Source organism: Corallococcus caeni (genome assembly GCF_036245865.1).
Lineage (GTDB): Bacteria > Myxococcota > Myxococcia > Myxococcales > Myxococcaceae > Corallococcus > Corallococcus caeni.
In genome coordinates this window covers 744892-756338 of record NZ_BTTW01000003.1, presented here as the reverse complement: position 1 = coordinate 756338, position 11447 = coordinate 744892, and the positions used below count along the sequence as shown (strand labels likewise).

9 protein-coding genes are annotated in these 11447 nt (G+C 72.5%); 1 reads left to right on the top strand and 8 read right to left on the bottom strand.

Features of this window, described 5'->3' with window-relative positions; translation table 11 throughout:
• Positions 1-19: 19 nt before the first annotated feature.
• From AABA78_RS17295 to mxcK, 6 genes are all read right to left on the bottom strand, one after another.
• Positions 20-925 carry an isochorismatase family protein gene (locus tag AABA78_RS17295; protein WP_338264136.1) on the bottom strand — a complete coding sequence of 302 codons (906 nt, stop codon included), beginning with the start codon at positions 923-925 and terminating at the stop codon, positions 20-22.
• A 14-nt stretch (positions 926-939) separates the two neighbouring features.
• On the bottom strand, positions 940-2574 hold the full coding sequence (locus AABA78_RS17290; RefSeq protein ID WP_338264135.1) for a (2,3-dihydroxybenzoyl)adenylate synthase: 1635 nt from the start codon (positions 2572-2574) through the stop codon (positions 940-942).
• A gap of 74 nt (positions 2575-2648) precedes the next feature.
• Positions 2649-3932, bottom strand: coding sequence for an isochorismate synthase DhbC (dhbC, locus tag AABA78_RS17285; RefSeq protein ID WP_338264134.1), 1284 nt, complete (start codon positions 3930-3932; stop codon positions 2649-2651).
• A gap of 83 nt (positions 3933-4015) precedes the next feature.
• Entirely contained in the window at positions 4016-4789 is a 774-nt protein-coding gene (locus AABA78_RS17280; protein ID WP_338264133.1) for a 2,3-dihydro-2,3-dihydroxybenzoate dehydrogenase, read from the bottom strand.
• Between the two features lie 91 nt (positions 4790-4880).
• On the bottom strand, positions 4881-6164 hold the full coding sequence (gene mxcL, locus AABA78_RS17275; protein ID WP_338264132.1) for a myxochelin B biosynthesis transaminase MxcL: 1284 nt from the start codon (positions 6162-6164) through the stop codon (positions 4881-4883).
• 30 nt (positions 6165-6194) lie between these two features.
• Positions 6195-7421 (bottom strand): myxochelin export MFS transporter MxcK, encoded by a 1227-nt coding sequence (gene mxcK / locus AABA78_RS17270; RefSeq protein WP_338264131.1) that lies wholly within the window; start codon positions 7419-7421, stop codon positions 6195-6197.
• Positions 7422-7711: 290 nt separating this feature from the next.
• On the opposite strand from mxcK, the gene AABA78_RS17265 reads away from it, so the two are divergent.
• The gene (locus tag AABA78_RS17265) at positions 7712-9409 is read left to right on the top strand and encodes a dihydroxyacetone kinase family protein (protein WP_370469469.1); all 1698 of its coding nucleotides are present in this window, start codon (positions 7712-7714) and stop codon (positions 9407-9409) included.
• Here the strand turns inward: AABA78_RS17265 and AABA78_RS17260 are convergent.
• Both AABA78_RS17260 and AABA78_RS17255 read right to left on the bottom strand, forming a co-directional pair.
• Positions 9372-10946: a PH domain-containing protein gene (locus tag AABA78_RS17260; RefSeq protein WP_338264129.1), complete on the bottom strand. Its 1575-nt coding sequence runs from the start codon at positions 10944-10946 to the stop codon at positions 9372-9374. The two genes, AABA78_RS17265 and AABA78_RS17260, sit on opposite strands and share 38 nt — an antisense overlap.
• Positions 10936-11421 (bottom strand): PH domain-containing protein, encoded by a 486-nt coding sequence (locus AABA78_RS17255; protein WP_338264128.1) that lies wholly within the window; start codon positions 11419-11421, stop codon positions 10936-10938. The genes AABA78_RS17260 and AABA78_RS17255 overlap by 11 nt, the downstream gene beginning before the upstream one ends.
• Positions 11422-11447 lie beyond the last annotated feature (26 nt).

Here is an 11447-nt window from a genome sequence, read left to right as displayed (position 1 = left end):
GACAGGGAACTCCGGGGGGCTAGGAGGCGCGAGCGCCAGGGGCCAGCGAGACAGGCTGCTTCGCGGCGAGCAGCGCGTACCAGTCGGTGAGCGTGGGCTTCTCCGCGAGCTCCACGAAGGACACCTCCGTGCCGCCCTGCCGCCAGCGCTCCACCAAGCTCATCAGGCGGATGGAGTCCATGCCGCGCTCCAGCAGGTTGTCGTCCTCGCCAATCGCCGACGCGGACTCCATGAGCAGCTCCGCCACGTCCGCGCGAAGCTGCTCGCGGTCCACGGACGGGGCGGCCTCCTTCACCGGCATGGCGTCGATGAGCTGCTGCGTGGAGGTGACGAACGCGACCAGCTGCGAGGCGTAGTCGAGCGCCAGCCGGTGCTTCTCCAGCGAGAAGTCCGCCACCGCGTCCGCGACGAGGAACGGGCGCACCTCGCTCATGGACCCGTCGCTGGCCGTCTGGAGGCAGCCGATGTGCGCGTAGATGCCGCAGATGATGAGCTGGTCGCGGCCCTGCTCGCGCATCAGGTCCATCAGGCGCGTGTTGCGGAACGCGCTGTAGCGCCACTTGGTGAGGACGGTGTCGCCCTCCGCCGGGGCCAGCGCTTCGATGATCTGCTGCTTCAGGCCGGCGCGGACGCCCGGGCCCCAGAAGTCCAGCTGGAGGCCGCGCTGCTCCGGCGTCTGGTCTCCCGGCTGCGCGGAGTAGACGACGGGGATGCCCAGCTTCACCGCGTGCGCGCGCAGGCGCTGGATGTTGGCCACCAGGTCCGTCACCGGGGACTGGCCCTGCGTGAAGGCGTCCACGAAGTAGCGCTGCATGTCGTGGATGAGCAGGACGCAGCGCCGGGGCTCCGGCGTCCACGCAATCTTGTTCCGCGGCAGCTCCGCCGCGCCGGGCATCGAATAGGGGGCAATGGCAGGCAGTGCCATGGAGGGCTCCTGTTTCAGGGAGAAGGGGGGGAGAGGGACTGGCGCAGGCTGTCGCGCAGCGCCTTCTTGCTGACCTTGCCGACGCCCGTCTGCGGGAAGGCCGCGACGAACTCGATGCGGTCGGGGATCTTGAACGACGCCAGGCCGCGCTGGCGCAGGAAGGCGTTGAGCGCGGAGGGGGCGGGGGCCTCGCCGCGAGGGATGACGACGGCGCAGGTGCGCTCGCCCAGGAATTTGTCCGGGATGGCGACCACCGCGGCGTCGCTGACGGAGGGGTGCGCGAGCAGGTGGTTCTCCACCTCCTCCGCCGCGACCTTGTCGCCGCCTCGGTTGATCTGATCCTTCGCGCGCCCCTCCACCACGAGGTTGCCCTCGGGCGTCAGGCGCACCAGGTCGCCCGTGCGGTAGAAGCCGTCCGGGGTGAAGGCCTTCGCGTTGTGCGCCTCCGCCTTGTAGTAGCCGCGGATGGTGTACGGCCCGCGCGTGAGCAGGTGGCCCGTCTCGCCGGGAGCCACCGGCACGTCGTCGTCGTCCACCACGCGCAACTCGTCCGCGTCCGACATGGGGCGGCCCTGCGTGGTGACGATGCGCGTCTCCGGGTCGTCCAGCCGCGTGTAGTTCACCAGGCCCTCGGCCATGCCGAAGACCTGCTGGAGTCCGCAGCCCAGCGTGGGGCGCACGCGCGCGGCGGCCTCGTCGCTCAGCCGGGCACCGCCCACCTGGAGGACCTCCAGGCTGGACAGGTCGTGCTTCTTCGCCAGCGTCGAGTCCAGCCACACCATGGTCAGCGGCGGCACCAGCGCGGTGACGGTGACGCGCTCGCGTTCGATGAGCGGGAAGGCGACGTCCGGGCTGGGGCTCAGCGCCATCACGGCCGTGCCGCCCGCGTAGAAGGTGCCCAGCACGCCGGGCGAGGAGAGCGGGAAGTTGTGCGCCGCGGGCAGCGCGCACAGGTACACCGTGTCCCGCGAGAACCGGCACACGTCCACGCTGGCGCGCAGGCTGTAGAGGTAGTCGTCGTGCGTGCGCGGAATGAGCTTGGGCACGCCGGTGCTGCCACCGGACAGCTGGAAGAACGCCACGTCCGACGGCGACGGCCCCTCCAGCGTCACGGGTTCCCTGGCGACGGACGCCAGCGCGGTGTGGCTCCCAGCGTCACCCAGCACCAGCACGTGCTGGAGCGTGGGCGTGGAGGCCTTCACCTGCTCCGCGAGCCCCCGGTAGTCGAAGCCACCGAAGCGGTCCGGGATGACGTAGGCGACGGCCTCCGTGAAGGCGCAGAAGTAGCCGATCTCCGACGCGCGGTGCGCCGGCAGCGCGAACACCGGCAGCGCGCCCATGCGGAACAGCGCGAAGATGACCTCGTAGAACTCCGGCACGTTGGGCAGCTGCACCACCACGCGGTCGCGCGAACGGATGCCCAGCGCATGGAGGCCCGCGGCCAGGCGGTCCACGCGCGCGTCCAGCTCCGCGTACGTCCAGCGGTGCGCGCCGCCCACCAGCGCCACGCGCGTCCCGAAGTCCCGGGCGCGGTCGCGCAGCAGCTGGCCGAAGGTCTCCCCCCGCCAGTAGCCCGCCTCGCGGTAGCGCCGGGCGAAGTCCTCCGGCCAGGTGGGGCAGCCGGGCAGGTGTTCGCGCGCGGTGCTCACGGCTGCACCTCCAGGCCCAGGCCCATGGCCTGCGGCATGGTGCGGAACCTGGCCTCGGTCTCCGCGCGCGGTGCTCACGGCTGCGCCTCCAGGCCCAGGCCCATGGCCTGGAGCATGGTGCGGAACTTGGCCTCGGTCTCCGCGAGCTCCGCCTCCGGCGTGGAGCCCACGACGATGCCCGCGCCCGCGAACAGCCGCAGGGTGCGCTCGTCGGCCTCCGCGCAGCGGATGGTGACGGCCCACTGCCCGTCGCCGTTCGCGTCGCACCAGCCCACGGTGCCCGTGTAGTAGCCGCGGTGGACCGGTTCGAGGTTCCCGATGGCCGCGTGCGCCAGCGCCGTCGGGTGGCCGCACACCGCCGGGGTGGGGTGCATGGCCAGCGCCAGCGTCAGCGACGTGATGGACGGATCCATCAGCTCGCCGGTGATGCGGCTGGACAGGTGCCACATCGTCTGCGTGCTCACGAGCGACGGGCCCTTGGGCACGTCCAGCGTCCTGCAGAAGGGCCGCAGGGCCTCCGCCACCGCGTCGATGACGACCGCGTGCTCGTGCAGGTCCTTGGGCGACGCCATCAGCCGCGTGGCCCGCGCCTGGTCCTCCACCGGATCCGCGCTGCGCGCCGCGGAGCCCGCCAGCGGATTTGCCAGGACCTGGAGCCCCGAGCGCGCCACCAGCAGCTCCGGGCTCGCGCCGATGAGCGTGCGCCGACCCGCGCCGGGGGCCGCGTCCGCGCGCTGCGGCAGGTCCACCGCGAAGGTGTACCCATGCGGGTTGCGCCGGGCCAGGTTGTGCAGCAGCTGCCGCAGGTCCACGGGCGCCGCCGTGTCCACGTGCAGCGACCGAGACAGCACCACCTTGCGCAGCGGCCCCTCACGCATGAGCTTCAGCGCCGCCGACACACCGTCCTGATACGCGGAGGGCTCCGGCACGGGCCGCAACGTGTACGGCCCGGTCAGGGGAGCGCGCGCGGCAGCGACCCCGTCGAACACCAGGGGCCCCGCGCGCTGGATCGTCATGGGCACCACCAGCTGCGCGGCCACCCTGCCGTCGAACGGCACCGCGCCCACCGCCACCGGGATGTCGTGCGCCGCCTCGCGCGAGGCGTTCAACACCGCGGCCACGCGCTCCGGCAGACCGTCCAGCGAGCTGCTCCCCCCCGCGTCCGGCACCGTGGCGAACACGCCGCGCGCCAGCATCGTGCGCCGGGGCGACGCGAAGAAGAACGCGCCCGCGTCGTAGTCGCGCAGGAGCCGCGCCGACAGCGCCTCCGGCTCCCGCGCCACGGCCGGCGCGCCCACCACGCCGTCCACCGTCCGCGCGTCCTGCTGGCGCCCAATGATTTTGGTATCAGGAATCATTCTCAACTCGGGGAGATGCGGGGAGGGACCGGGGGCCGTCCCGGGAGGGAAGGCGGGTGGGGAAGGGCGGCGTCGCGGGCGGGCTAGACGCCCAGCGTGGCGCCGCCGTCGATACACAGGTCGTGCATCGTGATGTGCCGGGCCTGGTCGGACGCGAGGAACACCACCGCGTCCGCGATGTCGTCCGGCGTGGCGATGCGGCGCAGCGGGATGCCCGTGCGGTAGGTGTCCAGCGAGCCCAGGATGACGGCCTCGCGGCCGGAGTCATCCGTCCACATGCCCCGCTGCATGGCGGTGTCGGTGGAGCCGGGGGACACGACGTTGCAGCGGATGCCGTGCTGGGCCAGCTCCAGCCCCAGGCATCGGGTGAACATGGTGGAGGCGGCCTTGGACGCCGCGTAGGCCGCCATCTGCATGCGCGGCACGCGGGCCGCGTTGGAGCCCACCGTCACGATGACGCCGGAGCGCCGAGGCACCATGTGCTTCGCCACCGCGCGCGAGACGTGGAACACGCCGTGGGTGTTGACCGCGAACGTGGACATCCAGTCCTCGTCGCCCTGCGTGAGCACCGAGCCCACGCGCAGGATGCCCGCCACGTTGGCCAGCACCTGGATGGGGCCCAGCCTGGACTCGATGTGCCCGATGGCGTCCTCGATGCCGTCCTTGTCCCGCACGTCCACCGGGAACGCGGTGGCCTTCAGGCCCTGCTGGCGCAGCTCCGCCACCAGCAGCTCCAACCCGGCGGCGTTCTGGTCGAACACCGCGACAGGCAGGGTGCGCGCCAGCTTGCGCGCCACCGCGGCGCCAATGCCTTGCGCCGCGCCCGTCACCACCGCGTGCCCTGTCATTGAAGACATCACCCGCTCGCCCGGATTGTCTGGATGAAGATGAGAACGGTTCTCATTTTCATGATCAGGAAGTGCCATGGTCATGAATTCCTGTCAAGACTCAGGCGGCGCTGGCCTTGGAGCGCGCGGACAGTTCACGGAGCACCTCGCCGGCGGCGGCGATGGTGTGATCGATCTGCTCCACGGTGTGCACGGCGCTGATGAAGTTGAGGTCGCGGCGGAGGAGGACGCCCCGGCGGGCCATGCCGGCCTGGAAGGGGATCATCTTCTCGATGTGCTCGGGGATGACGTGGCTGAAGCGGAAGAAGGGCACGGCGTCGTAGCCGATGACCTCCAGCGTGGAGCCCGTCTCCCGCGCGTGGGCGTTGACGCCGTCGCGCAGGCGGCGGCCCAGGCTGGCGATGTGCTCGATGTAGTTCGTGCGGCGGTACTCGCCGATGACGGCCTCGCATACGGCCAGGGAGAGCATCTCGCCGCCGAAGGTGGTGGACACCTGGAGCTCGCTCAGGCGGGAGAGGTACTTCTCCGGGCCCGCGATGGCGGACAGGGGCATGCCCGCGGCGATGCCCTTGGACAGGGTGACGAAGTCCGCCCGCACGTCGAAGTATTGCTGCGCGCCGCCCAGGGCCAGGCGGAAGCCGGTGACGACTTCATCCAGGACGAACATCACGCCGTGCTTCGCGCAGATCTCCTTCACCCGGAGGAGGAACTCGCGCGTGAGGGTGCGGTTGTACGGGAGGGCCAGGAGCAGGCACGCCAGCTGGGGACCGTGCTGCTCCAGGTGCATGATGAGCCCGACCTCGTCCGGAGGCGTGAAGAGGGGCAGCCGGGTGGTGAGCTTCGCCACCGTCGGGGGCACGCCCGGGGTGTCGTACATGAAGTGGTCGTGCCAGCCGTTGTATCCGACGGTGACGATGTGCTCGCGCCCGGTGAGGTGGCGCGCCAGGCGCACGGCGGCGGAGGTGGCGTCCGCGCCCGTCTTGAAGAAGCGGGCCATCTCCGCGCCCGGAATCACCTCCACCAGCGCCTTCACGGAGGACACCTCCACCGGCGTGGGCAGCGAGTGGATGATGCCTTCCGCCAGGTGCTTGCGGAGGGTCTCCGTGACGGCCGGGTGGTTGTGGCCCAGCATGTTGGCGCCCAGCGCCTGGATGTAGTCGATGTATTCCTGCCCGTCCGCGTCCTCCACCAGCGCGCCATGGCCCTTCGCGAGGAACACGGGGAAGTCGCCGGGGGCGAAGTGGTCCGGCTTCTTCATCATCGTCTGGGTGACGCCGGGGACCCACCGGCGGGCCTCGGCGAGCAACTGGTTGGAGCGCTCCAGCTTGATGTCACCCACGATGGGGCGGGGCAGGGACGGGTGACGCGGTGCTGTCTGGGACATGGCGGGTCCTGGTGAGGGGTTGAGAGGGATTCAGGGCGCGGGCGAAACGTCCAGCCGCACGGCGCGGCCCGCGAAGGACCACAAGAGACCGAGCGCGAGCGCGGACACGCCCACCGCCAGCCAGCCCAGCCGCGCGAAGCCGAGGAGCGTGCCGTCCGGCGCGGTGCTGAGCACCAGGCCGCCCATCCACGCGGCGAGCCCGGAGGCGCCGTCGCTGGCTGCCATGTTGACCGCGAGGTAGCGGCCCCGCAGCGACGGCGGCACCCGCGACGCGACCAGCGCCATGGTGGGGATGGCGCGGCCGGAGGTGAGCGTCATGAAGAGCACGAACACGAGGGCCACCACCGGCAGCGGGGACGGCGGCAGGTGCGTGAAGAGCAGGTGCGGCCCCATGGTGGCGACCAGCAGGAGCGCCAGCACGCGCGCCGGGCCCAGGCGGTCCGCCATCCGGCCAATCCCGCGAGAGCTCACGAACGTCGCCGCGCCGCCCGCCAGGTACACCCATGGCAGGTCCGTGAGGGACAGGCCCACGTTGCCCACCATGAACGCGCCCAGGTAGGGGATGAGCAGGAAGCTGGCGAACACCACCGTGAAGGTGAGGCCCCAGCCCAGAGCCAGCCGGGGCGTGAGGCCCGGGGTGGACGCCCCGGCGCCGGACGCCTGGGACAGGTGCCCGTCCACGTGCGGGAGGAAGCGCAGCAGCAGGAACCACACGGCGCCCGCGACAGCGGCGAGGGCGATGAACGGCGAGCGCCAGCCCCCCAGGTTCGCCAGGCCCAGGCCCAGCGGCACGCCCGCCACGGCGGACAGGGCGTAGGCCGTCATCACGGTGCCGATGGCCTGGCCCCGGCGCTCCGCGGGCACCACGTCGCTGACGATGGCGATGACGACCGCGCCCATCAGCCCCGCGCAGGCCCCGGCCACGGTGCGCGCGATGAGCAGCCCCGTGGCCCCGGTGGCCGCGCCGCACAGGAGCGTGGCCGCGATGAAGCCCGCGTAGAGCAAAAGCAGCGTGCGCTTGCGCTCCAGGCGATCCAGCCAGAACACGCCCAGGACGCCCATGGCCGCGGACGCGAGCGTGTACGCGGACACCAGCGCTCCGAACCGCGTCGCGGACAGCCCCAGCCGCTGCATCAAGAGCGGCCCCAGCGGCATCAGCATCATGAAGTCGACGACGTGGGTGAACTGCACCGCGGCCAGCAGCCACAACAGCGGGCGCTCTCGCGCGGCGGGGGATGGAGCTCTCAAGACAATCACCTGAATCCAGACACACGTCGGCCCCGACCCCGCCCGGCAATGCCAGACAGGGCTCGGCCAGGCCCAGACGCGCTTCGCGCCGGACCGCCGTGAGCAGTTGCTATGTGGCGAATGATAATGAGAATCATCTTCATAAAACTCCGGGAGTCAATGGGAAAGCGGGTTCCGTCACGGAATCATCTGGCGGCGGGCTTGCACCCTTCGTCCGGCTTGACGGGGTGGAGGCGGGGCGGAAGGGTGGGTGCCGAGCACCGTTTGCGTCCCCGTTCCCTTCCGCCCAGGAGTCGATGGTGAAGAAGCTCGTCAACGCGCCGCGCGCAGTGGTCCAGGAGATGTTGGAGGGGTTCGTGGCGCTCGCTCCGGGGCAGGCGTTGCTGGAGGGGGAGACGGTGGTGGTGCGCTCGGACGTGCCGGCGGCGCTGGGCGCGCGGAAGGTGGCGGTGCTGTCGGGTGGAGGCAGCGGGCACGAGCCGGCGCATGCGGGCTACGTGGGGACGGGGATGCTGCACGCGGCGGTGGCGGGGGACGTGTTCACGTCGCCCAGCGCGGACGCGGTGCTGGCGGCGATCCGCGCGGTGGCGGGGACGGCGGGCGCGCTGCTCATCGTGAAGAACTACACGGGCGACAGGCTCAACTTCGGGCTCGCGGCGGAGCTGGCGCGGGCGGAGGGGATCCCCACGGAAGTGGTGGTGGTGGCGGATGACGTGGCGCTGAGGGAGACGGTGGAGCCCGAGCGGCGCCGGGGCATCGCGGGCGTGGTGCTGGTGCACAAGGTGGCGGGGGCCGCCGCGGCGGCGGGGGCGTCGCTGGCGCAGGTGGCGCGCGAGGCGACGGAGGCGGCGGCGGGGCTGGGCAGCATGGGCGTGGCGCTGGGGCCGTGCACGGTGCCGGCGGCGGGCCGGCCGGGCTTCACGCTGGGGGAGGGAGAGGTGGAGCTGGGCCTGGGCATCCACGGCGAGCAGGGCGTGCGCCGCGTGGCGCACCAGCCCGCGGACGCGCTGGTGGACACGTTGCTGTCGGTCATCGTGGAGGACCGCGAGCTGGGCCGGGGTGACCGCGTGGCGTTGATGGTCAACGGGCTGGGAGGCACGCCGCCCATGGAGCTGGCCATCATGACGCGCCGGGCGCTGGCGTTCCTGGCGGAGCGGGGCCTGAAGGTGGAGCGGGCGTGGCAGGGCACGTTCCTGTCGGCGCTGGAGATGCCGGGGTGCTCGCTGACGCTGTTGAAGGTGGATGACGCGCGGCTCGCGAGGCTGGATGCGCCCACGGAGGCCCCGGCCTGGCCGGGGCGTGGGCAGGTGGTCCTGCAGCGAAAGGTGGTGACCGCGCGCGGTGCGCTCCCGACCGTGGAGGGCCACCCGAAGCCCCAGCCGGTGATGGCGCGGGTGCGCGCGGCGGCGCTGGCGGTGGCGGACGCGTGGGACGCCGCCGAGGCGCGGCTGACGGAGCTGGACAGCCAGGCCGGGGACGGCGATCTGGGGCTGAGTCTGGCGCGAGGCGCGGCGGCCATCCGCGCGCTGCCGGAGCGGGCGTGGGCCACGCCGGCGGGTGCGTTGACGGAGCTGGGGCAGGCGCTGCGCCGGAACATCGGCGGCAGCTCCGGGCCGTTCTACGCGACGGCGTTGCTCCGGGCGGCGCGCTACCTGGCGAACAGGCCGGTGGATACGGCGGCCTGGGCCAAGGCCTTCGAGGTGGGGGTCGAAGCGGTGTCGGAGCTGGGCGGCGCGCGGCCGGGAGACCGGACCATGGTGGACGCGCTGCACCCGGCGGCGGTGGCGTTCACGCGCGCCGTTCGCGAGGGAAAGTCACCCGGTGAGGCGTGGGCGGAGGCGACGCGCGCGGCGGAGCAGGGCGCGCAGGACACCGCGAGCATGTCTCCGCGACTGGGCCGCGCCAGCTACCTGGGCGAGCGCGCGAAGGGCATTCCGGACGCGGGTGCCGTGGCGGTCGTCATCGGGATGAAGGCGCTGGGGGGCAGTGGGCGCTGACTTCCGGTTGCGATGCGTCCGGGAGCCTGGCGGGGGGCGCGTGCCGCGTAGGCCGTCGCGCGGGAAGCACGTCGATGAGCGACTGGGCCTCCGTCCAGCCCACGCTCGGCAGGATGACGTGTGAGCCCGCCACGTCGATGCGCACGTGCGCGATACCGTAGCCCCGCTCCAGGGGGCCCTGTCTGGCGCGGACGGACTGGATGCGGGCGCGCTGCACCACCGTCGTGCGCCTGCGCCAGAAGCCCTGGCGCACCACCACCAGCGCCTCCGTCACGAGCCACCCCTGGAAGCGCCAGTCGAACCACGCGCCCAGCAGCTGCGCGGGCAGCAGGAGCCACGCCACCGCGCCCCAGGCTCCCCAGAACCAGGTCGCGGGCGCGGCCACCAGCACGCTCAGGCCCACCGCGCGGATCCGCGCTCGCAGCAGCGCCTTGGGATGGGCTCCCTGGAGGGGCAGGGCGGCGATGGCGTCGGGCAGCTCCGGGACGAACTCCCGCAGCAGCTCCGGCATGCGGGCCGTGGGCACCACCGGCACCAGCAGCTCCGCGCGGTCCGCGGACTCCTTGCCCGTGCGGACGCCCGCCGTCTCCACCTCCACCGAACCGAAGCCCAGCGTGCGGCGCAGGAGCGGTTCATCCAGCACCACCTGCTGGATGCGGGCCCGCCGCACCGTCACCTGCCGCCGGGTGATGAGCCCGCCCACCGCGCGCAGGTGCGTGCCCGTGTCCACCAGCCGGAAGCCGTGGAACCGCAGCACCGCCCGCGCCCCGCTCACCAGCCACAGCCCGAACAGCCCCACGAGCGCCGCCACCGTCGCGGCCACCCACCCCATGCCCGGCGCCGCCAGCGCTTCCCAGTGCGCCTCCATCCACGGCAGCAGCAGCTTGTGGAAGGTCTCGGTGATTTCATGCAACGCGCCCAGCACCACCGCGAGCACACCCAGGCCCAGGGCGGTCGCGCCGTAGAGCAGCAGGCCTCCCAGGTGGGCCTCGGAGAGCACGCGCTCCTCCGGGGCGGCTTCGCCGGGCAGGAGCACCGCCGCCGCGCCTTCTCGGCGCACCGCCTGGAGTGTGTGGATCAGCGCCTGCGCATCCTCCGGCGTCAGGCCTCGCAGGTGGCCGTCCGCCTTGCCTCCGGAGGCCGTCTCCACCTTCACCTCCACCAGCCCCAACAGCTTCGACACGAAGGGCTGCACCACCTCCGTGTTCTGCACGCGCGCGGCTTCGATGAAGCGCGAGGTGCGCGTGAAGATGCCGGAGCGGATCTCAAGCTGGGCGCCCACCACGCGGTAGCTCAGCGTGGCCACCTCGTAGAGCCCGGCGGCGAGCATGAGCGTCGCGATGCTCAGGACGATCACCCAGAGGACCACCGGCAGGCCGCGGTCACCGGCGAAGTACGTGGGCAGCAGCGCGCCCAGCAGCATGCGGCCAATCGTGCCCGACAGGGGCACCAGCGCCGCGAGCGGAGCCTTCGCGCTCAGCCGCTTCCACGGGACCTCCTCCGCGGAAGCCAGCGCCACCACCGGCTCAGACGACATCGTCGGCCTCGCGCCGCACCAACCGCTCGCGCAGGGCATCCGCCGTCTCCCGGGCCAGGCCCGGGATCTCCCCGTCCGCGCCGCTGCCCGCCGCCGTGTAGATCTGAAGCCGCGCGAGCCCCAGCGACCGTTCGATGGGCCCCTGGTGCACGTCCACGTGCTGGATGCGGCCCGCCGGGATGGACACCACCTCCCGCAGGAGCACGCCATGGGAGATGACCAGGTCGTGCTCGCGCAGCGCCCAGCCCCAGCGCTCGTGCGCTCGCTGCGGGTACCACGCCGTCAACACGCTCAGCCCCAGCACCACCGCGCACGGCAGCAGGAACGGCCAGTGCTCGTTGCCCGCGAAGCGCAGGCCCAGCGCCACGGCGAACGTGAGCGCCCCGTAGATGCCCATGCGCAGGAGCGCGCGGATGCGGAACAGCGTGAGCGCTCCGCGAGGAAGGCGTTCCAGCGTCGGCAGAGGGGCGGTCATGGGAGGCCTCCGGGGGGAGCCCGAAT

Bases quoted from the DNA above. Each gene is read 5' to 3' on its own strand.
- AABA78_RS17295 (WP_338264136.1), bottom strand. From the start codon at position 925: ATGGCACTGCCTGCCATTGCCCCCTATTCGATGCCCGGCGCGGCGGAG.
- dhbC (WP_338264134.1), bottom strand. From the start codon at position 3,932: ATGATTCCTGATACCAAAATCATTGGGCGCCAGCAGGACGCGCGGACG.
- AABA78_RS17280 (WP_338264133.1), bottom strand. From the start codon at position 4,789: ATGTCTTCAATGACAGGGCACGCGGTGGTGACGGGCGCGGCGCAAGGC.
- mxcL (WP_338264132.1), bottom strand. From the start codon at position 6,164: ATGTCCCAGACAGCACCGCGTCACCCGTCCCTGCCCCGCCCCATCGTG.
- AABA78_RS17260 (WP_338264129.1), bottom strand. From the start codon at position 10,946: ATGTCGTCTGAGCCGGTGGTGGCGCTGGCTTCCGCGGAGGAGGTCCCG.
- AABA78_RS17255 (WP_338264128.1), bottom strand. From the start codon at position 11,421: ATGACCGCCCCTCTGCCGACGCTGGAACGCCTTCCTCGCGGAGCGCTC.